At 69.9% G+C, this 25,773-nt stretch carries 27 protein-coding genes; 19 read left to right on the forward strand and 8 right to left on the reverse strand.

The genetic code is table 11. The features are described 5' to 3' along the window. The first annotated feature begins 42 nt into the window (after positions 1 to 42). The 8 genes from ACIBKY_RS06065 to ACIBKY_RS06100 all read left to right on the forward strand — a co-directional run bounded on the left by ACIBKY_RS06065 (position 43) and on the right by ACIBKY_RS06100 (position 6,565). Positions 43 to 744, forward strand: a complete 702-nt coding sequence (locus ACIBKY_RS06065; RefSeq protein WP_397094794.1) for a helix-turn-helix domain-containing protein — start codon at positions 43 to 45, stop codon at positions 742 to 744. 10 nt (positions 745 to 754) lie between these two features. Further along, complete coding sequence (locus ACIBKY_RS06070) at positions 755 to 1,990, forward strand: hypothetical protein (RefSeq protein ID WP_397094795.1); 1,236 nt, start codon at positions 755 to 757, stop codon at positions 1,988 to 1,990. Between the two features lie 45 nt (positions 1,991 to 2,035). Continuing rightward, positions 2,036 to 2,842, forward strand: a complete 807-nt coding sequence (locus tag ACIBKY_RS06075; RefSeq protein ID WP_397094796.1) for a lysophospholipase — start codon at positions 2,036 to 2,038, stop codon at positions 2,840 to 2,842. 4 nt (positions 2,843 to 2,846) lie between these two features. Next, positions 2,847 to 3,263, forward strand: a complete 417-nt coding sequence (locus ACIBKY_RS06080; RefSeq protein WP_397094797.1) for an NUDIX domain-containing protein — start codon at positions 2,847 to 2,849, stop codon at positions 3,261 to 3,263. Positions 3,264 to 3,293: 30 nt separating this feature from the next. Continuing rightward, positions 3,294 to 3,836, forward strand: a complete 543-nt coding sequence (locus tag ACIBKY_RS06085; protein WP_397094799.1) for a TIGR03086 family metal-binding protein — start codon at positions 3,294 to 3,296, stop codon at positions 3,834 to 3,836. Positions 3,837 to 3,867: 31 nt separating this feature from the next. Further along, positions 3,868 to 4,452: an ArsR/SmtB family transcription factor gene (locus ACIBKY_RS06090; protein ID WP_397094800.1), complete on the forward strand. Its 585-nt coding sequence runs from the start codon at positions 3,868 to 3,870 to the stop codon at positions 4,450 to 4,452. After that, the gene (locus ACIBKY_RS06095; RefSeq protein ID WP_397094802.1) at positions 4,445 to 5,194 is read left to right on the forward strand and encodes an SRPBCC domain-containing protein; all 750 of its coding nucleotides are present in this window, start codon (positions 4,445 to 4,447) and stop codon (positions 5,192 to 5,194) included. Before ACIBKY_RS06090 ends, ACIBKY_RS06095 begins: the two co-directional genes overlap by 8 nt. 489 nt (positions 5,195 to 5,683) lie before the next feature. After that, complete coding sequence (locus ACIBKY_RS06100; protein WP_397094803.1) at positions 5,684 to 6,565, forward strand: phosphotransferase family protein; 882 nt, start codon at positions 5,684 to 5,686, stop codon at positions 6,563 to 6,565. Positions 6,566 to 7,011: 446 nt separating this feature from the next. On the opposite strand, the gene recQ is transcribed toward ACIBKY_RS06100, so the two are convergent. Next, the gene (gene recQ / locus ACIBKY_RS06105; RefSeq protein WP_397094804.1) at positions 7,012 to 8,820 is read right to left on the reverse strand and encodes a DNA helicase RecQ; all 1,809 of its coding nucleotides are present in this window, start codon (positions 8,818 to 8,820) and stop codon (positions 7,012 to 7,014) included. Beyond that, positions 8,709 to 10,037: an MFS transporter gene (locus ACIBKY_RS06110; RefSeq protein WP_397095454.1), complete on the reverse strand. Its 1,329-nt coding sequence runs from the start codon at positions 10,035 to 10,037 to the stop codon at positions 8,709 to 8,711. Before ACIBKY_RS06110 ends, recQ begins: the two co-directional genes overlap by 112 nt. Before the next feature lie 91 nt (positions 10,038 to 10,128). Here ACIBKY_RS06110 and ACIBKY_RS06115 point away from each other — a divergent pair, with 91 nt between their 5' ends. Then, entirely contained in the window at positions 10,129 to 10,839 is a 711-nt protein-coding gene (locus ACIBKY_RS06115; RefSeq protein ID WP_397094805.1) for an SDR family NAD(P)-dependent oxidoreductase, read from the forward strand. A 28-nt stretch (positions 10,840 to 10,867) separates the two neighbouring features. Next, the gene (locus tag ACIBKY_RS06120) at positions 10,868 to 11,113 is read left to right on the forward strand and encodes a type B 50S ribosomal protein L31 (protein WP_397095456.1); all 246 of its coding nucleotides are present in this window, start codon (positions 10,868 to 10,870) and stop codon (positions 11,111 to 11,113) included. Positions 11,114 to 11,123: 10 nt separating this feature from the next. Here the strand turns inward: ACIBKY_RS06120 and ACIBKY_RS06125 are convergent, their stop codons facing one another. Then, positions 11,124 to 12,035, reverse strand: a complete 912-nt coding sequence (locus ACIBKY_RS06125; protein WP_397094806.1) for a sugar kinase — start codon at positions 12,033 to 12,035, stop codon at positions 11,124 to 11,126. Positions 12,036 to 12,210: 175 nt separating this feature from the next. Between ACIBKY_RS06125 and ACIBKY_RS06130 the strand changes: the two genes are divergently transcribed. From ACIBKY_RS06130 to ACIBKY_RS06170, 9 genes are all read left to right on the forward strand, one after another. Further along, entirely contained in the window at positions 12,211 to 12,930 is a 720-nt protein-coding gene (locus ACIBKY_RS06130; protein WP_397094808.1) for a hypothetical protein, read from the forward strand. Between the two features lie 92 nt (positions 12,931 to 13,022). Beyond that, complete coding sequence (locus ACIBKY_RS06135; protein WP_397094810.1) at positions 13,023 to 13,715, forward strand: maleylpyruvate isomerase family mycothiol-dependent enzyme; 693 nt, start codon at positions 13,023 to 13,025, stop codon at positions 13,713 to 13,715. A 13-nt stretch (positions 13,716 to 13,728) separates the two neighbouring features. Beyond that, complete coding sequence (locus ACIBKY_RS06140; protein WP_397094812.1) at positions 13,729 to 13,959, forward strand: DUF6343 family protein; 231 nt, start codon at positions 13,729 to 13,731, stop codon at positions 13,957 to 13,959. 67 nt (positions 13,960 to 14,026) lie between these two features. Next, the gene (locus ACIBKY_RS06145) at positions 14,027 to 15,010 is read left to right on the forward strand and encodes a LacI family DNA-binding transcriptional regulator (protein WP_397094813.1); all 984 of its coding nucleotides are present in this window, start codon (positions 14,027 to 14,029) and stop codon (positions 15,008 to 15,010) included. A 99-nt stretch (positions 15,011 to 15,109) separates the two neighbouring features. After that, positions 15,110 to 16,456, forward strand: a complete 1,347-nt coding sequence (locus tag ACIBKY_RS06150; RefSeq protein ID WP_397094814.1) for an ABC transporter substrate-binding protein — start codon at positions 15,110 to 15,112, stop codon at positions 16,454 to 16,456. Beyond that, positions 16,456 to 17,379, forward strand: coding sequence for a carbohydrate ABC transporter permease (locus ACIBKY_RS06155; RefSeq protein WP_397094816.1), 924 nt, complete (start codon positions 16,456 to 16,458; stop codon positions 17,377 to 17,379). Before ACIBKY_RS06150 ends, ACIBKY_RS06155 begins: the two co-directional genes overlap by 1 nt. Further along, positions 17,376 to 18,233 (forward strand): carbohydrate ABC transporter permease, encoded by an 858-nt coding sequence (locus ACIBKY_RS06160; RefSeq protein WP_397094818.1) that lies wholly within the window; start codon positions 17,376 to 17,378, stop codon positions 18,231 to 18,233. Before ACIBKY_RS06155 ends, ACIBKY_RS06160 begins: the two co-directional genes overlap by 4 nt. 4 nt (positions 18,234 to 18,237) lie before the next feature. Beyond that, positions 18,238 to 19,743, forward strand: coding sequence for a glycoside hydrolase family 13 protein (locus tag ACIBKY_RS06165; RefSeq protein WP_397094819.1), 1,506 nt, complete (start codon positions 18,238 to 18,240; stop codon positions 19,741 to 19,743). 11 nt (positions 19,744 to 19,754) lie between these two features. Beyond that, entirely contained in the window at positions 19,755 to 20,282 is a 528-nt protein-coding gene (locus tag ACIBKY_RS06170; RefSeq protein WP_397094820.1) for a carboxymuconolactone decarboxylase family protein, read from the forward strand. A 3-nt stretch (positions 20,283 to 20,285) separates the two neighbouring features. Here ACIBKY_RS06170 and ACIBKY_RS06175 read toward each other — a convergent pair whose 3' ends face one another. Genes ACIBKY_RS06175 through ACIBKY_RS06195 form a run of 5 tightly spaced genes read right to left on the reverse strand, consistent with a single transcriptional unit; the run spans position 20,286 to position 25,679 of the window. Further along, the gene (locus tag ACIBKY_RS06175) at positions 20,286 to 21,281 is read right to left on the reverse strand and encodes a LacI family DNA-binding transcriptional regulator (protein WP_397095458.1); all 996 of its coding nucleotides are present in this window, start codon (positions 21,279 to 21,281) and stop codon (positions 20,286 to 20,288) included. 12 nt (positions 21,282 to 21,293) lie between these two features. After that, positions 21,294 to 22,664 (reverse strand): GH1 family beta-glucosidase, encoded by a 1,371-nt coding sequence (locus tag ACIBKY_RS06180; RefSeq protein ID WP_397094821.1) that lies wholly within the window; start codon positions 22,662 to 22,664, stop codon positions 21,294 to 21,296. Beyond that, complete coding sequence (locus ACIBKY_RS06185) at positions 22,661 to 23,464, reverse strand: carbohydrate ABC transporter permease (RefSeq protein WP_379609006.1); 804 nt, start codon at positions 23,462 to 23,464, stop codon at positions 22,661 to 22,663. Before ACIBKY_RS06185 ends, ACIBKY_RS06180 begins: the two co-directional genes overlap by 4 nt. Beyond that, positions 23,464 to 24,393 (reverse strand): carbohydrate ABC transporter permease, encoded by a 930-nt coding sequence (locus ACIBKY_RS06190; RefSeq protein WP_397094823.1) that lies wholly within the window; start codon positions 24,391 to 24,393, stop codon positions 23,464 to 23,466. The genes ACIBKY_RS06185 and ACIBKY_RS06190 overlap by 1 nt, the downstream gene beginning before the upstream one ends. Further along, positions 24,390 to 25,679 (reverse strand): extracellular solute-binding protein, encoded by a 1,290-nt coding sequence (locus ACIBKY_RS06195; protein WP_397094825.1) that lies wholly within the window; start codon positions 25,677 to 25,679, stop codon positions 24,390 to 24,392. Before ACIBKY_RS06195 ends, ACIBKY_RS06190 begins: the two co-directional genes overlap by 4 nt. Positions 25,680 to 25,773 lie beyond the last annotated feature (94 nt).

A 25,773-nucleotide genomic window follows, 5' to 3' on the forward strand; every position in this document is an offset into this window, starting at 1 on the left:
GCCGTAAAGGAAAAGGCGCTCTTATGGATAGGGTAAAGACTCGTGAGCGGAGAGTTGAAGGAGCGGGTCCGGGAGCTGCGGGCGACCGGGCAGTCGCCCAAGGAGATCGCCAGGGCGCTCGGCGTCAAGCCGTCCATCGTCGCCCCACTGGTGCGGGAGATCGCCGCCGAAGGCGCCGCCGGCGGTGCCACGCCCGAGCTGGTCGGAAGCTGGGTGAGCGCGGGCTGGAGCACCGGCCTGTCGGTCGCCCCCGACCGTGGCTGGACGGACGCGGCGGCGGGCGAGCCCGGCACCGGCGGCCTGGTCAGCGTGCTGGTCGCGCGCCGCCACGGCTACAACCGGGTGTCGATCTGCGGGTACCTGGCCGATGTGTACTGCCTGGGGGTCAAGGTCACCCACGGCCCCGAGGTCATGGACGAGCGCGGCATGCGCCAGTTCCGCGACTTCTTCTTCAGCGACTACTCCGGCTACCAGGAGGCCCCGATCGAGCTGGCCAGGCAGATCGTCTACGGCTCCGAGGAGTACGCCACCGGCCTGGGCTTCTCGTCCTTCGAGGACTTCGAGCAGGTCAAGGGGCATCTGGGTGACCTGGAGGGCCCTTCGGCGATCACGTTCGGCCGCGACGGACGCCCGTTCTACGTCCCGAGCCCGCAGGACGACCAGAACAAGGTCCACCGCCAGCTCCGCCGCGCGGTCGGCGACGAATTCGACTACGTCGAGATCGACGTGGAAGACGATGCTTAGGTAGCGGTTCATGATGGAGGCGCCGCTCACCTGGGGACAGCAGGACGTCTGGCGCGCGGTCGTCGCGGCCGAGCCGCAGGAGCAGTACCTGAACCTCGCCCGCCTCTTCGTCCTCCAGCGCCCGGTCACCCCGGAGCAGGCGCACCGCGCGCTCGACCGGCTGATCACCCGGCACGAGGCGCTGCGCACCCGGCTCACCGGCCCGCGCGCGGCCCCCGGGCAGGCGCTCGCGGAGTCCGCCGAGCCGCAGGTCGAGGTGGTGGAGGGGGAGCGGCCGCACCGGGTGTCGGAGCGGTTGTCGGCGGCGCCGTTCGGCTACTGGAACGAGTGGCCGCTGCGGGTGGCGTTCCTGGTCGCCGACGGGTACGTGCGCCAGGTCGTGCTGGTGCTCTGCCCCCTGGCCGTGGACGGGCCCGCCGCCGACCTGGTGGCGCGCGACTTCCGCGTGCTGCTCGGGCGCGGGGAGCTGCCGCCGCACCAGGCCGACCGGCCGCGGGACCTGGCCGCGTGGCAGAACTCGGGCGACGGGCGCGGGCACTCGGACGAGGTGGTCGCGTGGTGGCTGGAGCAGTACACGCGCATCGACCCGTTCGAGCTGACCGCCACGCCCAAGCGGCCCCGGTACATGGAGGCGACCATGTCCTCGCCCGCGCTGGCCGCGGCGGTGCGGACGGTGGCGGCGCGGCGACGGGTCAGCTCCTCGACGGCGCTGCTGACCGGGGCCGTGAGCCTGGCGGGGCGGCTGACCGGGCAGCGCACCTGCGGCATGCGGGTCAACGTCGACAACCGCTCCGGCGGCGGACGGCGGGACGTGGTGTCCACGATCGCCCAGGAAGGGCTGGTCGTCCTGGACCTCGGCACCCCCGACTTCGGCGAACTGCTGGCGCGGGGCCGGCAGGCGATCTCGCGGGCGTATCGCCGGGCGGAGTTCAACCCTTGTGCGATGGAAGAGGCACTCGCCGGACGGGTCAGGACGTTCGGCCGCTTCGACGACCGGCGGCAGGGCCGGCGCGACCAGGGTCCCGAGCTGGACGCCCGGCAGATCCGGCTGGCCATGGACAAGACCGACCTGGCCTGGACCGATGCCATGGACCGCAACATCTGCGACTTCCACCTGCGGGTCGCCGGGGAGCCGGACCGCATGGAGGTCTCGCTCTACGCCGACACGGGATTGCTGTCGCCGCTGGCCATCGAGGCGTACCTGCTGGACCTGGAACGGCTGTTCGTGGAGGAATCCCTGGTCTGAGTCCCCGGGAAGGAATACGATCTCCGCAACTACGGTGGAGGTCGCATGTCAGAGGCGCAGGAGATCACCTTCACCGGCACGCGCGGGCCCCTCACCGCCCGCCACTGGCCCCACCCCTCGCCGCGCTACGTCGCCCTCCTCGTCCACGGGTACGGCGAGCACTCCGGCCGCTACGAACACGTGGCCGCCCACCTGGTACGGCACGGCGCCGCCTGCTACGCCGTCGACCACATGGGACACGGCCGTTCGTCGGGCGAACGCGTCCTGATCCACGACTTCGAAGAGGTCGTCACCGACGTACACCAGCTGGAAGAACGCGCCAGGGCCGACCACCCGTGGCTGCCCGTCGTGGTCATCGGCCACTCGATGGGCGGCATGATCGCCGCCCGCTACGCCCAGCGCTACGGCGCCGACCTGGCCGGGCTCGTGCTGTCCGGCCCGGTGATCGGCTCCTGGGACGTCATCGGCGTCCTGCTCGCCATGGACGACCTGCCCGACATCCCGATCGACCCCGCCACGCTCTCGCGCGACCCGGCGGTCGGCGCCGCGTACGCCGAGGATCCGCTCGTCTGGCACGGCCCGTTCAAACGCCCCACGTTGCAGGCCTTCGCCCGCAGCCTCGGCCAGATCGCCGGTGGCGGCTCGCTCGGCGACCTGCCCACGCTGTGGATCCACGGCGAGGACGACCAGCTCGTCCCGCTCAGCGGCAGCCGGGGCGGCGTCGAGGCGATCAAGGGCGCCGACTTCGGCGAGCGCGTCTACCCGGGCGCCCGGCACGAGGTGTTCAACGAGACCAACAGGGACGAGGTCCTGGGTGAGGTCACCGCCTTCGTGGACCGGATCCTCCCCTGACCTCGTGGATCGATTCCGGGCCATCGTGGACGTGCACGTCCTGCTCCTGCGTCCGCCGGAGGAGGTGCTGCTGATCCGGCGGGCCAACACCGGCTACCGCGACGGCCAGTGGGGGCACCTGGAGCCGGGCGAGACGGTCGTGGAGGGCGCGATCAGGGAGGCGCGCGAGGAGGTCGGCGTGACGATCGAGGCCGCCGGGCTGCGGTTCGTCCACGTGATGCACCGCTCGCCCGACCGGGTCGGGTTGTTCTTCGCCGCCGGGGAGTGGGCCGGCGAGCCGTACAACGCCGAGCCGCACAAGTGCTCGGCCATCGGCTGGCATCTGCTGGCCGATTTGCCCGCCGACACCGTGGATTATCCGGCCGCCGCACTGGCCGCGATCGGGCGTGCGGAGCCGTTCGCCGTGTTCGGGTGGCGATGATTTCCCCGGCGGGGCCGGGTCTATCCCTGTGTGAGCGCCGTCCTGCTCGAACGAGCCGTCAGCTATACCCTCGGCAGCCTGGTCCTGGTCGGACCTGAGCTGCTGGGCAACCGGACGCCCTGCGCACGGTGGGATCTGCGTGCGCTGCTCGACCACATGAACGACTCCCTGCTCGCGCTCGCGGAGGCGGCCGACCTCGGCCACGTCGCGCTGCGGCCCACCGGCTGCGAGGGCGATCCGGTCGCGATGTTGCGCCGCAGGGCGTGCCGCCTGCTCGGCGCCTGGCCGACCGTGTCCCGCTGCTCGCAGGTCGCGGTCGGGGACGCGTGGCTGGCGCGCGAGGCGGTGGCGGGGGTCGGCGCGATCGAGGTGGCCGTCCACGGCTGGGACGTCGCCGCCGCCTGCGGCCACGCCCGTCCCGTGCCGGAGCCGCTGGCCGCCGCGCTGCTCGATCTCGCGCTGGCGTTCGTGGACGACGATGACCGGCCGCACCGCTTCCATGCTCCGGTACGGCCCGCCTCACCTGCGCGTTCTTCCGATCGGTTGCTGGCGTTCCTCGGCAGGTCGGCTTGACAGTTTTATTTTTCAAGGGCAGCCTGGAGGCATGCACGACATCGCGGTGATCGAAGATCCGGCCGCGGCCGAGGCGTCGCTCGACCCGATGCGCACCCGGCTGCTGGCCGCTCTCGCCGAACCCGGATCGGCCACCACACTGGCCGCGAAGGTCGGCCTCGCCCGGCAGAAAGTCAACTACCACCTCAAGACACTCGAGAAGCACGGCCTCGTCGAACTCGTCGAGGAACGCAAGAAGGGCAACTTCACCGAACGCGTCATGCGGGCCTCCGCCGCGTCGTACGTGATCTCGCCCAGCGCGCTCGGCGCCGTACAGCCCGATCCCGCCCGCGCGCCCGATCAGTTGTCGGCCCGCTGGCTCCTCGCGCTCGGCGCCCGGCTCGTCCGCGAACTCGGTGAGCTGATCACCGGCGCGGCCAAGGCCAAGAAGCGGCTCGCCACGTTCGCCATCGACGGCGAGGTCCGCTTCGCCTCCGCCGCCGAGCGCGCGGCGTTCGCCGAGGAACTGGCCACCTCGGTCGCCGTCCTCATCAGCAAATATCACACCGAAGAAGGACGCGATCACCGGCTGCTGATCGCCGTCCACCCCGTCGTCAAGGAGCAAGAGCATGGGTAAGGACTTCTCCATCCAGAAGGACACCGAACTGCGGGCGACCCCCGAGCAGGTCTGGGACGCCATTGCCACCGGACCCGGTCTGAGCTCGTGGCTGTTCCCCTTCGCCGTCGAGCCCGGAGTGGGCGGCGTCATGCGACTCGACGTGCCCGGCGTCACCGAAGAATCCACGATCACCGGCTGGGACCCGCCCAACCGCCTGGCCGTGAAGAGCGCCGAGGGCGAGGACGGCACCTTCCAGGCCTACGAGTACCTGATCGAAGGCCGCGACGGCGACACCACGGTCCTGCGCTTCATCCACTCCGGCCACCTCGGCGAAGGCTGGGGCGAAGAGTACGTCTCCAGCCTCAACACCGGCTGGGACCAGTACTTCTACACCCTCTCCCAGTACCTCCTCCACTTCCCCGGCCGCACCGCCGTCTACGCGCTGGCCGAGGGCCCCAAGGGCCAGAAGGACCTCTGGCCCAGGTTCAGCGCCGCGCTCAACCTCCCCGCCGCCCCCGCGGAAGGCGATCGGGTACGGCTGACGCCCGACGGAGCCGAAGGCGTCGTGGACTACGTGGTCATCCTGGGGGACAAGGGCTTCATGTTCGGCGTACGGACCGCTGACGCCTTCTACCGCTTCCACGGCATGGGCGACGGCATGGGCGGCGGCGTGGACATGGCCGTCCACCTGTTCGGCACCGACGACACCAAGGAGACCGAGCGAACCTGGAAGACCTTCCTCGCCGACACCTACAGCTGACCCCTCTGTACTCCTGTTCGTCACAGACATGGCGAACAGGAGTACGCCATGTCCGCGAGCAAGCCCACCTCCCGCCGGAGCCCCCACCCTCTCCCGCACGACCCGGAGAACATGAGACGGCCCAACAGCCCCGGCCAGGGAGGAGCCCGCTGACGAGATGACGGCAGGCTGACAGCGGCCCAGCAGACCACACACCCGGCCGGATACCCGCCCGTCGCCCCCGGCCAGGCGGCGGACACGGCCAGGCGGCGGACACGGGTGGGCGGCGGACACGGGTGGGCGAAGGCGACGGTTGGGGCGAAGGCGACGGTCGGGCGGTGGCGACGGTCGGGCGAAGGCGGACGCGGCCAGGTGCGCGGACACGGGCGGGTGGAGGGACGGCCGGGCGGCGGCGACGGGCGGGTGGAGGGACGGGCGGACGGCGGCGACGGGCGGGTGGAGGGACGGGCGGCGGCTATGGCGCGGTGACGGAGCCTGGATACTGGCCCGATGCGCGCAGAAGACCTCCGCCGCGTCTCCGAGGCCCTGGGCAGCCCGGTGACATCGGTGTCAACGCTGGCAGGCGGCTTCTCACACGAGACCTGCCTCCTGGAGCTCCCCGACGGCCAGGTGGTGGTACGGCTGGGCGGCCCCGACCCGGCCATCGAAGCGGCGGTGATGGCGGTGGCCCGCGACCAGGTCCCCGTCCCCGAGGTCCTCCACGTGCTGCCAGGGGCCATGATCCTGGAATACGTCCCCGGCATCCCCCTGAGCGAAGCCTTCACCGAACCAGCCATGAAGGAACTGGGCCACCAGGTAGGCGAAGTGGTCGCCCAGATCGCCACAGTCACCTTCGACCGCCCCGGCTTCTTCTCCGACGCGAACCTGTCCATCCCCCCAGAGTCCGCATGGTCGGAACAACTCCCAGCGATGGCCGCCACCTGCATGGCCGCGGCAGGGCACCGCCTGGACCCCGCCACGAGAGAAGCCTGGCTCTCCCTCTGCACAGCCCACGCCCCGGCCCTGAGCGAGATCGACGCCCAGTCCCACCTGGTCCACGCCGACATCAACCCCAAGAACATCCTGGTCACCCGGCCAGGCGGTACCTGGCAGGTAGCCGCCATCCTGGACTGGGAGTTCAGCTACTCAGGCTCCCCGTACGGCGACGCCGCCAACATGACCCGCTTCGCAGCCGACTACCCCGAGGACTTCGTCAATGCCTTCCGCGAAGCCTTCGGCAGCCACCACCCGGACGGCTGGGAGTACCTGGGCTGGGTCCTGGACATGTTCGCCCTGAGCGACCTGGTGACCCGCCCACCCGGCCACCAGATAGCCGACCAGGCCGCCACCCGAATTCGCACCCTTACCACCCAAGCCCCACCCCACCCCTGACCGAACCCTCGGCACACAACCCACCCCAGCTCCACCCCCCACCCCTAACCGAACCCTCGGCACGCTACCCACCCCAGCTCCACCCCCCCGCGCCGCGAACAGCCCAATGCCCGTGCCCCCATCGCCCCACGCAGACGATCGCGCTGCTGCACTGGTTCCGCCTGCGCATCCGCTGGGAGATCCGCGACGACATCCCGAGGCCTTCATGACGCTCGCCCTCAGACCCACTCGCCGAGCCGCTCTTTCTTGGGCCGAGGCCGTCTCGGTCCCAACCCAGGCTTCGGCCAACAGTTACTCAGCCGGGTGGGTATGGACTCCGGCTGACCGGCTCACGACCCGGGGAGCGCGAGGGGCCGGAGGTCTCTCGCTGGGGGCGCGGGGGCTCGCCCCCGCTGTCACTGCCCGAGCCCCTTGGTGCGTAGCGCCCCCGCGCGAGGACCATGCCCTTAGGAGTTGAGGGTTTCGAGGACCTGGGGGCCGAACTTGGCGAGCTTGTTCTCGCCCACCCCACTGACCGTCCCCAGCTCCGGCAACGTCGCAGGGTTGCGGGTGGCGATCTCGCGAAGGGTCGCGTCGTGGAAGATGACGTAGGCCGGGACCCCCGTCTCCTTCGCCGTGGCGGCACGCCACGCCCGCAGCCGTTCGAACCGGGGAGCCGCCTCCGGCGTGAGGTCCACCACCTCGCGGGACTTCGAGGAGCCGCCGCCCGAGCGGGACGGGGTGCGCGGCTTGAGGTCGCGGCGGAGGCTGACCTTCTGCTGGCCGCGCAGCACCCCCGCGCTCTCGTCGGTCAGCACCAGGGCTCCGTAGGCGGGTTCGACGGCCAGGATGCCCTGGGCGAGGAGCTGGCGGACGACTCCGTGCCATTCCGGTCCGGTGAGCTCGGTGCCGATGCCGAAGACGGTCAGCGAGTCGTGGCCGAACTGCTCGACCTTGGCCGTTTTCTTGCCCAGCAGGATGTCCACCGCCTGCCCCACGCCGAACTTCTGCCCGCGCTCCCTGGCCAGCCGCAGCACTGTGGACAGGACCTTCTGGGCGGGCACGGTGGCGTCCCAGGTTTCCGGCGGGGTCTGGCAGGTGTCGCAGTTGCCGCAGGGGGCGGTGCCCTTTTCGCCGAAGTAGTCGAGGAGCATGACGCGGCGGCAGGTCACGGTCTCGCACAGGGCGAGCATGGCGTCCAGGTGGAGCGCCTGGCGGCGGCGGTGGGCCTCGTCGCCCTCCAGCGCCAGGCGGCGGTGCTGGACGACGTCCTGCAGGCCGTAGGCCATCCACGCGGTGGCCGGCTGGCCGTCGCGGCCCGCCCGGCCGGTCTCCTGGTAGTAGCCCTCCAGTGACTTCGGGAGGTCCAGGTGGGCGACGAAGCGGACGTCGGGTTTGTCGATGCCCATGCCGAACGCGATCGTGGCCACCACGGTCAGGCCCTCCTCGCGCAGGAAGCGCGACTGGTGCAGGGCGCGGGTGCGGGTGTCGAGGCCCGCGTGGTAGGGGATGGCGGCGATGCCGTGGTCGGAGAGGTGCTCGGCGATCTTCTCCGCCGAGGAGCGCGACAGGCAGTAGACGATGCCGGCCTCGTCGGGGTGCTCGGTGCGGATGAAGTCGAGGAGCTGCCGCTTCGGCTCGCTCTTGGCGGTGATGCGGTACTGGATGTTGGGCCGGTCGAAGCTGGCCACGAAATGCCGGGCCTGTTCCAGGCCGAGGCGGGCCGAGATTTCGGCGTGGGTCTCCGGGGTGGCGGTGGCGGTCAGGGCGATGCGGGGGATGTCGGGCCAGCGCTCGTGGAGGCCGGAGAGCATGAGGTAGTCGGGGCGGAAGTCGTGGCCCCACTGGGAGACGCAGTGGGCCTCGTCGATCGCGAACAGGGCGACCTCGCCCTTCTCCAGCAGGCGCAGCGTCGAGTCGACGCGCAGGCGCTCAGGGGCCAGGTAGAGCAGGTCGAGCTCGCCCGCCACGAAGGCGGCCTCCACCCGCTGGCGCTCGTCGAAGTCCTGGGTGGAGTTGAGGAAGCCCGCACGGACGCCCAGCGCGGTCAGCGCGTCGACCTGGTCCTGCATCAGCGCGATCAGCGGGGAGATCACCACACCCACGCCCGGGCGGACCAGGGCGGGGATCTGGTAGCACAGCGACTTGCCGCCGCCGGTCGGCATCAGGACGAGCGCGTCGCCGCCCGCGACCACGTGCTCGATGATCTCCTGCTGGCCTGGCCGGAAGGAGTCGTAGCCGAAGACGCGGTGCAGGACCTCCAGGGGCGTATCCATGCGGCTACCTTACGTGGCGAGGGGGGACGGGGCAGGACGTTCGCCCACGGCGATCGTCGGCGATCAGGCCCCGACGGTCCCGGTGAGACAAGGCGATCGTAGGCGATCAGGCCGACAGTCCCCGTGAGACAGCAGGCGGCGACCGCGATCATGGCCACGGGGAAGCCCATCAGCGCCGCGATCGGGGGCGCCACCGCCTTGGCCACGGTGATCGGTAAGGCCAGGGCGCCGCTGATGGAGGCGTAGGCGGCGGTGCCGTACCTCTCGGCCAGGAGCGCGGGCCGGGCGATGGTCGCGACGCCGAAGCCCAGCCCGAACAGGACCACCGCGCCGATCGCCCCGGCCACACTGCGGCCGGCGATCGGCAGCAGCAACGCCGCGCAGCCCTGCAGCGCGAAGACGACGGCGGCCACGGGCGCGACCCGGAAGCGGCCCTGCAGGCCGGTCGTGACCACGCGGCCGGTCACCGAGAGCACCCCGAGCAGGCCCGCGACGGCGGCGGCGAAGACGGGGGAGTGGCCGAGCGCGATCAGGTACGTGACCAGCAGGATGCCCATGACCGACACCGCGCCGGTCTGCGCCAGGAAGGCGAGCGCCAGCAGCCAGAACGGCCGTTCGCGCAGGGCCGCGCCGACCGCCGCGCGCGAGGACGGCGGGCGTTCCGCCGCGCGCTTCCTCACGGTCAGCCAATGCAGGGGTACGGCCAGCAGCCCGTACCCCACCGCGAGGACGACCAGGGCGGCGCGCCAGCCGTAACGCTCGACGAGCAGGCCTGTGACCGGCAGGAAGATGCTGGACGCGAACCCCGCGACGATCGTGACGGCCAGCAGCGCCCGTGGCCGCCGCGCCGCGTCGAACCAGGCGACGATCACCGCGAACGCCGCCTCGTACAGCACCATGGCCGACGCGACCCCGAGCACCGCGCAGACGAGATAGAGCTGCAGGAGGTTCTGCACCTGTGACCAGGCGAGCAGCGCGCCCGCGCCCAGGGCCGAGCCGAGCGTCATCAGCCCGCGCCCGCCATGCCGGTCGAGCCAGCCGCCGATCAGCGGCGCCACCAGCCCGGACAGCAGGATGGACAGGGTGAGCGCCCCGGTGAGCTGCGGCACGCCCGCCCCAAGCTCCCGCGACATCGGCATGATAAAAACCGAAAAAGCGTAATAAAGAACGCCGAAGCCAGCGGTTTGCGTGATCGCCAGAGCGGCGACCATCCGCATCCCCTGCGGAGGAGACCCACGCCGATCCTCCACGATCACACCCCAGACCCTTCCCCCGAATAATCACGCTATGTGGTGATATGCATCACCTATGGGCTATGTCGTAACAGGAGGCAGCAAGGGAATCGGGCGCGCCATCGCCGAACGCCTGCCCGGCCCCGTCGTCGTCATCGACAGGGAACCCCCGGAACGGCACGACGACCGCGTGATCCCGGTGCTCGGCGACGCCGCCGACGAGCAGGTGGCGCGCGAGGCGGCCCGCCGGGCGGCCCCGCTGGCCGGCTGGGTCAACAACGCGGCCGTCTTCGGCGACGCCTCCCTCCACGACGCGCCCGTCGAGCGCGTGCGCCGCCTGATCGCCGCCAACCTCGACCTCGCCGTCGTCGGCTGCGCCGTCGCCGTCCAGACCTTCCTCCGATCCGGTACGGCCGGCGCCATCGTCAACCTCACCTCCCACCAGGCCACCAGGGCGGTGCCCGGCGCCCTCCCCTACGCCACCGCCAAAGCCGCCATCGAGGGCCTGACCAGATCCCTGGCCGTCGAGTACGGCAGGCACGGCATCCGGGTCAACGCCGTGGCCCCCGGCTCGGTGGCCACGGGCCGCTACGACCAGATGGCCACCCCGGAGATCGAGCGCGAGATGGCCCGCCTCCACCCGGTGGGCAGGGTGGCCAGGGCGGATGAGATCGCCGCCGTCGTGGCGTTCCTGCTGTCGGAGGAGGCGTCGTTCGTCAACGGCGCGACGGTCCCGGTGGACGGCGGCAGGACCGTGCTCGGATTCGACCCCGAAGCCAGGGAATGAAAACCATTGCCACATGGTTGAGGCGGCCATGAAGAAGAACCTGCACCCCGAGTACCGTCCGGTCGTCTTCCGCGACAACAGTGCGGACTACGCCTTCCTCACCCGATCGACCAGGACCAGCGCCCAGACGATCGAGTGGACGGACGGCCGCGTCTACCCGGTGGTGGACGTGGACGTCTCCTCCGCCAGCCACCCCTACTACACCGGCCGCGGCCGGGTCCTGGACACCGCCGGCAGGGTCGAGCGCTTCAGGCAGCGCTATGGCGACAAGTGAGGATGGCCGTTCAGCCCGCGCCCGCCTGGGCCGTACCCGCGTTGAAGCGCGGCAGGTCGGCGCGGGCCGGTAGCGTCTGCCACTCGCTGGCACCGGTCGTGGCCGCCGCGCTCAGCATGCTGCCGCGCGCCAGACGCTCGGGCGGGGTGAGCCCGTCCAGGGCGGCCGAGATGTAACCGGCCGCGAACGCCTCCTCCGACCCGGCCACGTCCACGATCGGCACCTGCGTGCGCGGCACGTCGTAGCGCATCCGGTCGGCGCGCACGCTGAAGCCCTTCGCGCCCCGGCTGACCACCACCTCGCGCTCGGGCGTGAGCGCGGGCTTGACCAGGTCGAGCTCGTCCTGGTCGACGAACAGCAGATGGGAGGCGCGGGCCAGCTCGCTCAGGACTTCCTCCGCCTCGCGTACCGACGGCCACAGCGAGGGCCGGTAGGTGACGGCGAAGGAGATCAGGGCGTCGGCGTTGCGCGCGGCGGTGACCGCGATGCGCACCGCCTCCAGGCAGTCGCGGCCGAGCGCCGCGGTGGTCCCGGTGATGTGGAGCAGCCGCGCGGCCCCGATCCGGTCGATCGGGACGTTGCCCGGCGACAGACGGGTGCCGGCGGAACCGCCGTGGTAGTAGGACGTCAGGCCGGGGTATCCGACCCGCGACTCCTTCAGCAGCAGCCCTGTGGTGGCGCTGTCGTCCACCCGGGTGTCGGCGATGTCCACGCCCTCCCCGCGCAGCACGGAAAGGGCCCGCGCGCCCAGTTCGTCGGCGCCCACCTTGCCGAGGAAGGCCACCTGGTGCCCGAGCCGAGACAGGCCTATGGCCAGGGAGAACTCCGGCCCGCACACGTCGAGTCTGGCCTCGTTGTCGTGGCGGACCCGGCCGCTGGAGACGACACCCATGACGGCGCCCAGGGTGTAGACATCGGTCATGGAGCCTGACTGTAGCCGCACATAACGGATTTCTGCGCTTTACCCCTGGTCGGGACCGTGATCAAATATTTCTCGTAACTTTAGACAACCTTTTCCACTCCCGGTGCCTCAAAGTAGTAGAGGAGCTGGCTATCCCGAGCCGGCTCCAGAGAACGGGGAGAGGATTAGCACCCTCATGAAGAAGATCGCAGTAGGCGTCATCTCCGCCATGGTCGGCGGAGCGATGCTGCTGAGCGGTGGCGCGGCCTCCGCCCAGCAGAAGACGTCCGACGTAGACATCCAGAGCATCTCGCCGAACCCGGTCGTCGTCCCCAAGGGCGGCGAGCGGGACGCGTTCATCAGGGTCGACGCCACCTCCGACGTCGACAAGGTCGTGGTGAAGGTCCAGCCCGAGGGTGAGAGCTTCCGCACCCTCAGCGAGAAGACCGTCACCCGCGAGAGCTGGCGCTTCGCCGTCAGCTTCAACAGCAACGACCCTGAGGGCAAGTGGAGCGCCATCGCCGAGGGGTTCAACAAGGACGGTAAGAAGGTCGCCGAGGACAAGGCCTTCTTCTCCGTCGACATCGAAGAGGGCAAGGCCGACACCCGGATCACCCGGTTCAACGCCGACCCCTACAAGGTCCGCAAGGGCAAGTACGTCCACTTCAACGGTCGTCTGCAGGTCAACGACGGCGGCTGGGAGGGCGCCCGCGGCGAGAAGGTCCACATCTACTACCGCGCCAACGGCTACAGCACCTGGAAGTGGGTCGCCTCCGACCGCACCTCCTGGGGCGGCAAGTTCTACGCCAAGGCGCGCGCATGGAAGTCCGGCACCTACAAGGCCGTCTTCAAGGGCGATGACGACCTGAAGGGCTCGGAGAGCCGTCGCGACTACGTGCGCGTCGTCCGCTGGTAGCGAGCACGTCTTAGCACCATCTGAGAGCCCGGTCCCGCGAGGGGCCGGGCTCTCGCATGTTCACGGCGGCCTCAGCGCGGTAGCTAAAGGGTATGGAGCTGCTGAAAGACTTCGACCCGTTCGACATCTTCGACGCCGAGGCGGCGCGGCTGGACGCGTTCTTCTCCGGCCTCGACGCTGCCGGGTGGGATCGGCCCTCGCGCTGCGCCGGATGGTCGGTGCGCGACGTGCTCGGCCACCTCGCCGGGGAGGAGCTGTACAACCACGCCGCACTCGACGGCACCGTGCAGCAGCTCATGACCCGCCTGGCGGGCGAGGGCGTCACCGGCTTCAACGACTTCAACGAGTGGTGTGTACGGCAGCGCCGCGCCGTACCTCTGGCAGGGGTCCTGGCCGAATGGCGGGAGAAGAACGGCGAGACCCGCGCCCGTATGCGCGCCCTCGGCCGGGACGCGACGCTCGACACTCTCGCCGGCCCCTATCCCGTCGGCGACCAGGCCTTCCACTACGACTCCGAGTACGCCACCCACGCCGACGACGTCGGCGCGCCCGTCGCGGAGGAGGAGGCCGAGGGCAGGACGCTCTGGCGGGTCGCGGTGGGCCGCTTCGCCCTGGGGGAGCACGACGCGAAGATCCAGGTCGAGCAGCCGGCCGACCACATCTGGGTGAACGCCGGCGGCCACGAGGCCACCCTGTCCTACCCCGAGTTCGTCAACGCGACCGTGGGCCGCCCGGACGGACGGACCGACCCGCGGATCGCCGAGGCACTGAGGTGCCTGGCCTGAGAGGAGACCGATCATGTGGTTGCGCAACCGCGAGGGCACGGAGCCGCTGAGCGCGCGCAGCCCGGTGCGCGCCCGCCGGATCCTGTCGGTGGTCGCGCTGGTCGTGGGCGCGGCACTGGCGATCTTCTGCCTGTTGCGCGCGATGAGCACCGGCGAGGAGGTCTGGCGCTGGGAGGCGGCGATCGCCGGGTTCGTGGCCCTGGTGGCCGCGGCCGACCTCCTGGTGCTGCGCCACCGCCGCTAGGATGACGTCTACGTAAGTGAGCGCAAGCCAGTGTAATTTCTTGCGTTGATAGTCGTATGATTTGCGCATGACGCGACGACTGGCAGAGGTGGCCAAGAAGGTCGGAGTGAGCGAGGCGACGGTCAGTCGTGTGCTCAACGGCAAGCCCGGGGTGTCGGAGGCAACGCGGGAGGCGGTCCTGACCGCCCTCGACGTCCTCGGCTACGAGCGGCCGAGCCAGCTGCGGGGCGACCGGGCCAGGCTCGTCGGCCTGGTCCTGCCCGAGCTGCAGAACCCGATCTTCCCCGCCTTCGCCGAGGTCGTCGGCGGGGCGCTGGCGCAGCAGGGGTTCACGCCGGTGCTGTGCACCAGGACGGTCGGCGGGGTGACCGAGGCCGAGTACGTCGATCTGCTGCTGCAACAGCAGGTCAGCGGCGTGGTCTTCGCCGGCGGCCTGTACGCGCAGGCCGACGCCGCGCACGGGCACTACGAGCTGATCCTGGAGCGCAAGCTGCCCACCGTGCTGGTCAACGCCGCCGTCGAGCACCTGGGGTTCCCGCAGGTCTCCTGCGACGACACGGTGGCCGCCGAGATGTCGCTCGCCCACCTGCGGGCGCTGGGCCACGAGCGCATCGGCATGGTGCTCGGCCCCGCCGACCACATGCCCTCGCGGCGCAAGCTGGCCGTGTTCCTGTCGAGCGGAGGCGACCCCGAGCTGGTCGAGCAGACGATGTTCTCGCTGGAGGGCGGGCACGCGGCCGCCGCCAGGCTGGTGAGGCGCGAGGTGACCGGCATCGTGTGCGCCAGCGACCTGCTCGCGCTGGGGGCGGTGCGCGCGGCCAGGAGGGCCGGGCTGTCGGTGCCCGGGCACGTCTCGGTCATCGGCTACGACGACTCCGCGCTCATGAACTGCACCGATCCGCCCCTCACCACGGTCCGCCAGCCGATCGACGCGATGGGCAGGGCGGCGGTCGACCTGCTGGTCGCGCAGATCGGCAAGGCGGCCGTGCCCGCCGACGAATTGCTGTTCGAGCCCGAGCTCGTGGTGAGGTCGTCGACCGCCCGCGCCTAATCGTTATCTTGCGTATATCTGTCGAGTTGTTGCAGCCTTCTGTTCGCGAACCTATCGTGTGGGCCACACCACAGGGATCGCACCAGAAGGGTCAGATCCATGCAGAGCAATCGCAGAGCCCTGGCACTGCTCCTCATCACGGGGCTTGCGGGACCAACGGCATGTGGCACGTCCACACCCGCCACGAAGACCGAGGGCGGCAAGGTGACGATCAAGGTGGCGTGCCAGCCGGCCAAGAGCGACCCGCGCAACCGCAAGGTCTGGGACGACGACGTCGCCGCCTTCCAGAAGGCGCATCCGGACGTGACGGTCGTGAGCACGGACCAGCAGCCGTGCTTCGACCCCAAGACGTTCGGCCCCAAGCTGGCCGGCGGCCAGGTGGAAACCGTCTTCCGGGTGCCGGTGACCAACACCCAGGACGTGATCGCCAAGGGCCAGGCGCTCGACATCTCCAGCCTCACCGGTGAGATCAAGAACTTCGCCGACTTCTCGCCCGCCACCATGACCCCCTACAGCGCGGGCGGGAAGGTCTACGGCATCCCGACCAGCACCTACAGCGTCGGCCTCGTCTACAACCGCAAGCTGTTCACCCAGGCGGGACTCGACCCGAACAGCCCGCCCAAGACCTGGGCCGAGGTCCGCGAGGCGGCCAAGAAGATCGCCGGGATCGGCGCCGGTTACGTCGGGTACGGCGAGTACAGCGGCGGCAACACCGGCGGCTGGCACTTCAACCAGGCCATCTACGGCCGAGGCGGCGACATGGTGACGCCCGACGGCAAGCAGGCGGCCTTCAACAGCCCGGAGGGCAAGGCCGTCCTGCAGTTCCTCAAGGACCTGCGCTGGAGCGACAACAGCATGGGCACCAAGCTGCTGGTCGGCTGGGAGTCGCTGATGCAGGCCATGGGCAGCGGCAAGACCGGCATGATGCTCGGCGCCCCCGACGTCGTGCCCGACCTGGTCAACAAGTTCGGCGGGCAGATCGCCGACTACGGCATCGCCCCGTTCCCCGAGGCCAAGGCCTCGCTGAGCGGCGGCGAAGGCTTCATGATCAACCCGAAGGCCACGCCGGAGGAGGCGAAGGCCGGCCTGCGCTGGATCGACTTCTACTGGACCACGCCGGGCCAGGGAGCCTTCGACTACGCGCGGGCGAAGACGATCGGCAACCCGGTCGGTCTGCCCAACAACTCGCTGTTCGGCGACTCGCCGTCCGGCAAGAAGATCGCCGAGCTGCAGAAGCAGCACGCCACGCTGCCGGTGGAGAACTTCTCGCCCTTCGTCGAAGGGTCGGCCGCGGTGCCGCCGAAGCTGGAGCCGCCGAAGGCGCAGGAGCTCTACGCCATCCTGGACGTGGCCATGTCCGCGGTGCTCAGCCGTAAGGACGCCGACGTGGACAAGCTGCTCGCCGACGCGGAGAGCAAGGCCAACGCCGTCCTGGCCAAGAGCTGATGCTGATCGCGGATGCCGGGGCGCGGCGGCGGGCACGCGTGCCGTCGCGGCTCGGCCGTTCGATCCGGCGCAACCTGACCGCCTACGGGTTCCTGTGCGCGGCGCTGGCGTGCTTCGCGGTGTTCGCGTGGTACCCGATGGTGCGCACGTTCATCCTGAGCTTCCAGCAGACCAACCTGATCGACGCGCCGACCTGGGTCGGGCTGGACAACTTCCGCACGGTGGCCGACGACCCGGCCTTCGGCGAGGCGTGGCTCAACACGCTGGAGTTCACCGTCCTGGCGCTGCTGTGCGGGTACGTGGTGCCGTTCGTGATCGCGATCGTGCTCAACGAACTGCGGCACGCGCGGGCGTACCTGCGCTTCGTGGTCTATCTGCCGGTCATGCTGCCGCCGATCGTGTCGGTGCTGATGTTCCGGTGGTTCTTCGACCCGGGGCCCGGACTGTTCAACCAGATCCTGGACGTGGCCGGCATCCCACCGCTGGCCTGGCTCGACTCCACCGGCACCGCGCTGATCTCGCTGGTGATCGTCTCGACCTGGATGAACCTGGGCAGCGGCACGCTCATCTACCTGGCCGCGCTGCAGAACATCCCCGGCGAGCTGTACGAGGCGGCCGAGCTCGACGGCGCCGGGGTCTGGCGGCGCATCCGCCACGTCACGATCCCGCAGACCAAGCTGATCCTGCTGCTCATGCTGATGCTGCAGGTCGTCGCCACGATGCAGGTGTTCATCGAGCCGTTCATGCTCACGCTCGGCGGACCGGAGAACGCCACGCTCACCGTCGCCTACCTCATGTACCAGTACGCCTTCGTCTACGGCGGCAACTACGGCGCGGGCGGCGCGCTGGGCCTCATGCTCATGCTCGTGCTGCTGGCCTTCGCCGCCGTGCAGCTGCGGCTGAACCGCCAGGACCGCCCATGACCCGCACGATCATCTCTCCGTTGCAGCTCGGCTCCCGCTGGGGCAGGCGCGTCTACTGGCTCGTGCTGGTGACCGTCCTGGTCACCTTCACCCTCGCCTTCGTCTTCCCGCTCTACTGGATGATCACCGGGGCGATGAAGACGGGCGAGGAGATCGCCCAGATGCCGCCCACGTTCTTCCCGGCCGACCCGAGCCTGGACGCCTTCCTGGAGGCCTGGGAGCTGTTCGACATCGGCACGCTCCTGCGCAACACCGGCGTCTACGCGCTCGGCGCCTGGGCCTTCACCATGGTCATCGACGTCACCGCCGCGTTCGCGCTGTCGAAGCTGCGGCCGATGTTCGGCGGCTTTATCCTCGGCGCGATGCTGGCCACGCTGATGATCCCGCCGATGGTGGTGCTCATCCCGCTGTACGTCACCGTCGTCGACCTGGGCCTGCTCAACACGCCGTGGGCCATCTGGTTCCCCGCGGCGGTCAACGGGTTCAACATCTTCCTGCTCAAGCGGTTCTTCGACTCGATCCCGCGCGAACTGCTGGAGGCCGCCGAGATCGACGGGGCCGGAGCGGCGCGCGTGCTCTGGTCGGTGGTGCTGCCCGTCTCGCGGCCCATCCTCGGCGTCGTCTCCATCTTCACCGTGGTCAACGTCTTCAGGGATTTCGTCTACCCGTTCCTCGTCCTGTCCGACAGCGACAAGATGACGGTCTCCGTCGGCCTGTCCCAGACGGCCGGCCAGGTGACCCAGAACGCGATCATGGGCGGTCTGGTGATCGCCAGCATCCCGACCGTCATCGTGTTCTTCCTTTTCCAGCGGCACATCATGGCGGGCCTCACCGCCGGAAGCATCAAGGGGTAACCACATGTCGCAAGCGTGGTGGCGGGGGGCCGCGATCTACCAGGTCTACCTGCGTAGTTTCGCCGACGGCAACGGGGACGGCGTGGGCGACCTCGCCGGGTTGCGGGGGCGGCTGCCGTACCTGAAGGACCTCGGTGTGGACGCGATCTGGCTCAACCCCTGGTACCCGTCGCCCATGGCCGACGGCGGCTACGACGTGGCCGACTACCGCGGGATCGAGCCGGTCTTCGGCACGCTGGAGGAGGCGGAGAAGTTCATCGCCGACGCGCACGAGCTGGGCATCAAGGTCATCATCGACGTGGTGCCCAACCACAGCTCCACCGAGAGCGCCTGGTTCAAGGAGGCGCTGGCCGCGCCGGAGACGCGCGAGCGGTTCTGGTTCCGCGACGAGCCGAACGACTGGCAGTCGATCTTCGGCGGCCCGGCGTGGACACAGGTGGCCGACGGGCAGTGGTATCTGCACCTGTTCGCCCCGGAACAGCCGGACTTCAACTGGGACTCACCCGAGGTGCACGCCGACTTCGAGAACGTGCTGCGCTTCTGGTTCGAGCGCGGCGTGGACGGCTTCCGCGTCGACTCGGCCGCCCTGCTGTTCAAGGACGCCGAGCGCTGGCAGGACCTCGACCCCGTCCACGACGTCTACCGGCGCTGGCGGGAGATCGCCGACGAGTACGGCGACCGCATCCTCATCGGCGAGGTCTGGCTGCCCGACCAGGAGCGCTTCGCCCGTTACCTGCGTCCGGACGAGCTGCACACGGCCTTCAACTTCGACTTCCTGTCCTGCCCGTGGGAGCCGGCGGAACTGCGCCGCGTCATCGAGCTGACCCTCGCCACGCACACCCCCATCGGCGCGCCGCCGACGTGGGTGCTGTCCAACCACGACGTCACCCGCCCCGTCACCAGGTACGGCAGAGCCGACACCACCTTCGCCCACGGCGGCGCCCTGCACGGCACCCCCTCGGACCCGGAGCTGGGGATGCGCCGGGCACGGGCGGCGGCGCTGCTGGCCATGGCCCTGCCCGGCTGCGTCTACGTCTACCAGGGCGAGGAACTGGGCCTCCCAGAGGTCGAGAACCTGCCGGACGCCGCCCGCCAGGACCCCATGTACGCCCGCTCCGGCGGCGCCAACCGGGGCCGGGACGGCTGCCGCGTCCCGCTGCCGTGGTCGGGGGAGTCGGCCCCGTTCGGCTTCGGCGGCCACCCGACCTGGCTGCCCCAGCCGGCGGACTGGGCGCCCCTGACCGCGCAGGCCCAGACCGGCGACCCGGGCTCGATGCTCTCCCTCTACCGGGCGGCCCTGCGCCTGCGCCACGAACTGCTCGGCGACGGCACCCTGACCTGGCTGCCCACGGGCCCGCACGTCCTGGCCTTCACCCGCGACTCCGGCCTGACCTGCGTGACCAACCTCGGCCCCGACCCGGTACCCCTCCCACCCGGCGAGATCCTGCTGGCCAGCGGCCCATTGACCGGCGACCGCATCCCCCGGGACACCACCGCCTGGTTGATCTAGCATCGGGACGCGTGACCAGACTGACCCCTTCGCGCCCCGACCGGCTGGACCCGGACGCCCGCGCGGTCTACGACAAGATCACCTCTGGACCGCGCGGAGCCTCCGTGACCGGTGCGGACGGCGCCCTCATCGGCCCGTTCAACGCCATGCTGCTCAGCCCGCAGGTCGGCGACGCTCTGCAGGAGCTCGGCGCCGCCATCCGCTACGGCTCCCGCCTCACCGGCCGCTGCCGCGAGCTGGCCACGCTGGTCGTCGCCAACCACTGCGACAGCGCCTTCGAACGCCGGGCGCACGAGAACCTGGCCCGCGACCTCGGCTTCACCGAAGGGCAACTGGCATCGCTGCGCGCCGGTGAGGAGCCGTCACTCGACGACGAGGAGGAACTGGCCGTCCACCGGATCGCCCGCGCCCTGGTCACCCGGGGCGACCTGGACGAGGAGGAGTACACGCTGCTGGCCGGGCCGGTGGTGTTCGAGCTGACCACGCTGGTCGGCTACTACCGCACGCTCGCGCTGCAACTGCGCGTCTTCCGCGTCTGAGCGCTAGGCCGACTCGCGGATGATCAGCTCGGTCGGCAGGATGACCGGGTCGGCCGGGCCGTTCTCGAACAGCGCCAGCAGCAGCCGGACCATCGCCGCCGCCTGGTCGAAGACCGGATGCTTCACCGTGGTCAGCGGCGGCTCGGTGTACTTGGCCGCCTCGATGTCGTCGAACCCCACCACCGCCACGTCATCGGGCACCCGCCGGCCCGCCTGCCGCAACGACTGCAGCGCGCCGACCGCCATCAGGTCGCTGGCCACGAACACCGCGTCCAGCGCCGGATCGTCGTGCAGGAGCTGCCGCATCGCCGTCGCGCCCGACTCGCGGGTGAAGTCGCCCACCGCCACGATCGAACGGCGGTCGGAGTCGCGCAGCACGTTGCGGTAGCCGGTCAGGCGGTCCTGCCCGGCGATCATGTCCAGGGGGCCGGCGATGGTCGCGATGCGGCGCCTGCCCGTCTCCAGCAGGTAGCGCACCGCCGACTCCGCGCCGCCCACGTTGTCGTTGTCGACGAACGGAATGTCCACCGGTACGGCCGGCCTGCCGTACGAGACGACCGGCACGCGCAGCCGCGAGACGGCGGCGGGCAGGGGGTCGGCGCCGTGCATGGAGATGAGCATGACCCCGTCGACGTGCCCGCCCGCGATGTAGCGCTCCACCCGCGCGTGGCTCTTGGCCGAGGAGGCCAGCATCAGCACGACCTGCTTGTCAGCCGACTCCAGCTCGACGCTGGCCGTCCTGATCACCGTGGAGAACAGCGGATCCTCGGAGAAGACCCGCGTCGGCGGCTCCGAGACGACCAGCGCGATCGAGTCGGTACGCTGGGTGACGAGGCTGCGGGCCGCGCTGTTGGGCACGTACCCGAGCTCGTCGATCGCCCGCAGCACCGCATCGCGGATCCCCGGCGCCACGGTCGTCTGACCGTTGACGACCCGCGAGGCGGTCGCCCGCGAAACCCCGGCCCGCGCCGCGACCGCCTCCAACGTCGGACGTTTCATCACGCTAGGAATCTACAGTCCGTTCCTGGCTATGACGTCGCGGTACCACAGGGCGCTGTCCTTGGGGGTACGTGCCTGGGTGTCGTAGTCGACGTGGACGATGCCGAAGCGGCGGCGGTAGCCCTCGGCCCACTCGAAGTTGTCCAGCAACGACCACACCAGGTATCCGCGCAGGTCGGCGCCCTGTCGCACGGCGTCGTGGGCGGCTCGGAGGTGGCTGTCGAGGTAGGCGAGGCGGTCGGCGTCGTGGACCCGGCCCGACTCCACGACGTCCTCGTAGGCGGCGCCGTTCTCCGTGACCATGAGGCCCACCTGGGGGTAGTCGCGCGACAGCCGTACCAGAAGCCTGGACAGGCCGGTCGGGACGACGGGCCAGCCCATCGCGGTCCTGGGAGCGTCCACGGAGGTGAAGGCCACGTCGTCCGAGCCGGGCCAGGCCGGGTCGGCGGGAGTGCCCGGGGCGGACTCCACGATGCAGGGGTTGTAGTAGTTGACGCCGATGAGGTCCACCGGGGCGTTGATGAGGGTCAGGTCGCCGTCGAGGATGTGCGCGGTGCCGCCGTTGCGCTCGGCGGCCGCGAGCACCTCAGCGGGGTAGACGCCGCGCAGCGCGGGGTCGAGGAACTGGCGGTTGAGCAGCGCGTCGATCCTGCGTACGGCTGCCGCGTCCGCCTTGGACGGCTCCGCCGGCGGATCGTTCACCTGAGCTGCGGTCAGGACGGGGGCGGCGTTGACCACCAGCATGAGGCTGCGGGCCCCGGCGGCGCGCAGTTGCCTGGCGGCCAGGCCGTGGCCGAGCAGCAGATGGTGGGCGGCGCGCATGGCGGCCGCGGGGTCGGTGCGGCCGGGGGCGTGCACGCCGTTGCCGTAGCCGAGGAACGCCGAGACCCAGGGCTCGTTGAGCGTGGCCCAATGCTCGACGCGGTCGCCCAGCCTCGCGTGTACGGCTGCCGCGTACTCGGCGAAGCGGTAGGCGGTGTCCCGGGTGGCCCAGCCGCCCTGGTCTTCGAGGGGTTGGGGGAGATCCCAGTGATAAAGAGTCACGTAAGGCGAAATTTCGGCCTTAAGTAGCTCATCTAGGAGTCTGTCGTAAAAGTCGAGGCCTGCCGGGTTGATCGCGCCCGAGCCGGTCGGCTGGACGCGGGGCCAGGCGATGGAGAAGCGGTAGGCGGCCAGGTTGAGCTCGCGCATCAGCTTCACGTCGTCGGCGTAGCGATGGTAGTGGTCGCACGCGACGTCGCCGGTGTCGCCGCCGACGACCTTGCCGGCCGTTCTCGAGAAGGTGTCCCAGATCGACTGGCCGCGCCCGTCTTCCTTGGCCGCCCCCTCGATCTGGTAAGAGGCCGTGGCGGCGCCCCAGACGAAGTTTTCCGGGAAAATCATCCCTTAACAGCTCCTTGCATGATTCCACCGATGATCTGCTTGCCGAACACGGCGAAGACCAGGACGAGCGGCAGCGTGCCGATCGCCGTCCCCGCCAGGCCGAGCACGTAGTCGTTGACGTAGCCGCTGGCCAGCGTCGAGAGCGCGACCTGAACCGTGGGGTTGTCGGGGGTCAGCACGACCAGCGGCCAGAAGTAGTCGTTCCAGGCCGACATGAACGTCAGCATCCCGAGCACCGCCATCGCGGGCCTGGCCACGGGCAGCACCACGTGCCAGAACAGCCCCCACGTGGTGGCGCCGTCGACCCGCCCCGCCTCCAGCAGTTCGTTGGGCAGCGCGCGCTCCAGGAACTGCGTCATGAAGAACACCCCGAAGGCGTTGACCAGGGCGGGCACGATCAGCGCGTACATCGTGCCGGTCCACTCGACCTTCACCATGAGCATGTAGAGCGGGATGATCCCGAGCTGGGCCGGGACCATCATGGTGCCGACCGTGATCAGCAACATCGCGTTCCTGCCGCGGAAGCGCAGCTTGGCGAAGGCGAAGCCGGCCAGCGTCGACAGGAACATCACCGCCACCGAGATCGCCCCCGCCACCAGCACCGAGTTGGCCAGCGCCAGCGCGAACGGCACGGTGTCGAAGACGCGCGAGACGTTGGCGAAGAAGTTGCCGCCGGGCAGCAGGGGCGGTGGCACCTCGGCCAGCGCGGAGTTGTGCCGCGAGGCCACGACGACGCTGTAGTACAGCGGGAAGGCGGAGAAGAAGGCGACGGCGATCAGCGTCAGGTAGCGGAGCCGCATCACAGACCGCCCTTCATCCGGCGCGTGAGCAGGTAGTTGACCCCGGCCGCCAGGACCACGAAGAGGAACATGATCCAGGAGGCCGCCGAGGCGTACCCGAAGTCGAACTTGGTGAAGCCGTGCTCGTACACGAACAGCGAGAGCGTCTGGAACTGCCGGTCGGGACCGCCCGTCACGCTGGAGCCCCCGAACAGCAGCGGCTCGGCCAGGATCTGCATCGCCCCGATGGTGGAGACGATGACCACGAAGACGATCGTGGGCCGGATCATCGGCACCGTGATCCTGCGCAGCTGCGTGAGGTTCGACGCGCCGTCGATGGTGGCCGCCTCGTAGAGCTCCCTGGGTACGGCCTGCATCGCCGCGAGGAAGATCAGCGCGTTGTACCCGGTCCACCGCCACATGATCATGACGGAGATGGCGATGTGGGACGTGGCGGTGCCCGCGGCCCAGTCGATGGTGCCCACCCCGAACCAGCCGAGCACCCAGTTGATCAGCCCGAAGTCCCGTCCGAACAGCTGGCTGAAGATCACCACGACCGCGACCACGCTGGTCACGTTCGGCAGCAGCAGGCTGATGCGGAAGAACGTCTGCATCCGCAGCGGCCGGTTGAGCAGGTGCGCCAGCCAGATGGCCAGCAGCAGCTGCGGCACGGTCGAGATGATCCCGATGGACAGCGTGTTGAAGGTGGCGTTCCAGAAGTAGGCGTCACCGAGCAGCGTGCCGAAGTTCCCGAGCCCGACGAACGTGTGCACGTCGGACAGCAGCGTCCACTCGTGCAGGGACACCCACGCGGTGTACAGGAGCGGGAACAGCCCGAAGGCGCAGAACAGCAGGAAGAAGGGGGCGACGTACGCATACGGCGACACCTTCATGTCAACGACGTGCCGTCTGCGCCTCCTGGAGAGCGCCCTCAGCGAGATGGCGCTCATTTGATCTTCGCGACGTCCTGGAGGACCTGCGCCCATGCCTCGTCGGGCGACTGCTTGCCCTGCTCGACCCGGCCGAGGCCGTTGCCGATCGCGGTGCGTACGTCGGCCTCCTTCGGGCCGAGGTGCTGGGGCTTGAGCGCCTTGGCGGCGTCGGAGTAGATCTTGCCGATCGGGGCGTCGCCGAAGAACGGCTTGGTGAACGTCTGGATCGACGGGTCGTCGTAGAGCGCCGGGATCGAGGGGAAGGTGCCCTCCTCCTTGAAGACCCGCGCCTGGTTCTCCTTGGAGGTGAGGAAGTCGATCAGCTCGGCCGCCTCCTTGGCGTGCTTGCCCTGCTTGGGAAGCATCAGGTGGGAACCGCCGCTGTTGCCGGAGCCGCCGGGCACGGCCGCGATGTCCCACTTGCCGGAGGCGTTCGTGGCCTGTTCCTGGATGTAGCCGGTCATCCAGGCCGGGCAGATGATCGTGGCGAACGAGCCCTTGGCGAAGCCGGTGTTCCACGGCGGGGAGAAGGCCGCCAGCTTGGCCGACAGGTTGTTCTGGGAGATCTGGTTGGACAGGTCCCAGGCCTTCTTCACGTCGGGGTTGGAGTCCACGATGATCTTGTCTGACGCGTCGTACAACCCGACGGGCGCCTGGTTGACCATCGCGCGGAAGATCTCACCGGGCGAGTCCACGAACTTGGCCCCCGCCACGTTCGCGGCCGCGAACTTCTTGCCGGTCTCGATGTAGGACTCCCAGGTGGGCCAGAGCCCGGCGACCTCGGCGCGCTCGGTGGCCAGCCCCGCCTTCTTGAACAGGTCCTTGCGGTAGCACATGGCCAGCCCGCCGACGTCGGTGCCGAGGCCCAGCACCTGCTGGCCGTCCTTGCTGATGCCCTGCTGCCACTTCCAGTCGAGGTAGTCGGCCTGCCGCTTGTCCAGCCCGAACTGCTTGAGGTCGTGGAACTTGCCGGTCAGCGCGGTGAACGTGCTGATGTAGCCCACCTCGACCGCCTCGATGTCGGCCGCCCCCGCGTTGGTCGCCAGCCGCTTGACCAGGTTGTTGTGGTGGTCGTTGAACTGCGTGACCTGCTCGACGATCTCGACGTTGGGGTGCGTCTTCTTGTACTCCTCATAGAGCGGCTTGAAGCCGAAGTCGCCGAAGAGGCCGACGGTGAGCTTGACCTTCTCGGCGGGCTTCGCGGAGGAGGCCGTGCCGGCGGTCTCGCCGCCGCCGCCTCCGCAGGCGGTGACGGCGAGTGCGAGCATCAGAGGTACGGCGAGCAGTCGCAGACGAGGGGTCATGGAAACCCTCCAAGGCTTTCCTGGGAACGATGAGAGAGCGCTCTCTCAGAGTTATCCCGCCCTTCACCGCAGCTCGTCAACGGAGGTTAGATAA

This window comes from Nonomuraea sp. NPDC050394 (assembly GCF_044459065.1).
GTDB lineage: Bacteria > Actinomycetota > Actinomycetes > Streptosporangiales > Streptosporangiaceae > Nonomuraea.

Bases quoted from the DNA above. Each gene is read 5' to 3' on its own strand.
- ACIBKY_RS06070 (WP_397094795.1), top strand. From the start codon at position 755: ATGATGGAGGCGCCGCTCACCTGGGGACAGCAGGACGTCTGGCGCGCG.
- ACIBKY_RS06075 (WP_397094796.1), top strand. From the start codon at position 2,036: ATGTCAGAGGCGCAGGAGATCACCTTCACCGGCACGCGCGGGCCCCTC.
- ACIBKY_RS06090 (WP_397094800.1), top strand. From the start codon at position 3,868: ATGCACGACATCGCGGTGATCGAAGATCCGGCCGCGGCCGAGGCGTCG.
- ACIBKY_RS06095 (WP_397094802.1), top strand. From the start codon at position 4,445: ATGGGTAAGGACTTCTCCATCCAGAAGGACACCGAACTGCGGGCGACC.
- ACIBKY_RS06100 (WP_397094803.1), top strand. From the start codon at position 5,684: ATGCGCGCAGAAGACCTCCGCCGCGTCTCCGAGGCCCTGGGCAGCCCG.
- recQ (WP_397094804.1), bottom strand. From the start codon at position 8,820: ATGGATACGCCCCTGGAGGTCCTGCACCGCGTCTTCGGCTACGACTCC.
- ACIBKY_RS06110 (WP_397095454.1), bottom strand. From the start codon at position 10,037: ATGCGGATGGTCGCCGCTCTGGCGATCACGCAAACCGCTGGCTTCGGC.
- ACIBKY_RS06115 (WP_397094805.1), top strand. From the start codon at position 10,129: ATGGGCTATGTCGTAACAGGAGGCAGCAAGGGAATCGGGCGCGCCATC.
- ACIBKY_RS06120 (WP_397095456.1), top strand. From the start codon at position 10,868: ATGAAGAAGAACCTGCACCCCGAGTACCGTCCGGTCGTCTTCCGCGAC.
- ACIBKY_RS06125 (WP_397094806.1), bottom strand. From the start codon at position 12,035: ATGACCGATGTCTACACCCTGGGCGCCGTCATGGGTGTCGTCTCCAGC.
- ACIBKY_RS06130 (WP_397094808.1), top strand. From the start codon at position 12,211: ATGAAGAAGATCGCAGTAGGCGTCATCTCCGCCATGGTCGGCGGAGCG.
- ACIBKY_RS06135 (WP_397094810.1), top strand. From the start codon at position 13,023: ATGGAGCTGCTGAAAGACTTCGACCCGTTCGACATCTTCGACGCCGAG.
- ACIBKY_RS06140 (WP_397094812.1), top strand. From the start codon at position 13,729: ATGTGGTTGCGCAACCGCGAGGGCACGGAGCCGCTGAGCGCGCGCAGC.
- ACIBKY_RS06145 (WP_397094813.1), top strand. From the start codon at position 14,027: ATGACGCGACGACTGGCAGAGGTGGCCAAGAAGGTCGGAGTGAGCGAG.
- ACIBKY_RS06150 (WP_397094814.1), top strand. From the start codon at position 15,110: ATGCAGAGCAATCGCAGAGCCCTGGCACTGCTCCTCATCACGGGGCTT.
- ACIBKY_RS06155 (WP_397094816.1), top strand. From the start codon at position 16,456: ATGCTGATCGCGGATGCCGGGGCGCGGCGGCGGGCACGCGTGCCGTCG.
- ACIBKY_RS06160 (WP_397094818.1), top strand. From the start codon at position 17,376: ATGACCCGCACGATCATCTCTCCGTTGCAGCTCGGCTCCCGCTGGGGC.
- ACIBKY_RS06165 (WP_397094819.1), top strand. From the start codon at position 18,238: ATGTCGCAAGCGTGGTGGCGGGGGGCCGCGATCTACCAGGTCTACCTG.
- ACIBKY_RS06175 (WP_397095458.1), bottom strand. From the start codon at position 21,281: ATGAAACGTCCGACGTTGGAGGCGGTCGCGGCGCGGGCCGGGGTTTCG.
- ACIBKY_RS06180 (WP_397094821.1), bottom strand. From the start codon at position 22,664: ATGATTTTCCCGGAAAACTTCGTCTGGGGCGCCGCCACGGCCTCTTAC.
- ACIBKY_RS06185 (WP_379609006.1), bottom strand. From the start codon at position 23,464: ATGCGGCTCCGCTACCTGACGCTGATCGCCGTCGCCTTCTTCTCCGCC.
- ACIBKY_RS06190 (WP_397094823.1), bottom strand. From the start codon at position 24,393: ATGAGCGCCATCTCGCTGAGGGCGCTCTCCAGGAGGCGCAGACGGCAC.
- ACIBKY_RS06195 (WP_397094825.1), bottom strand. From the start codon at position 25,679: ATGACCCCTCGTCTGCGACTGCTCGCCGTACCTCTGATGCTCGCACTC.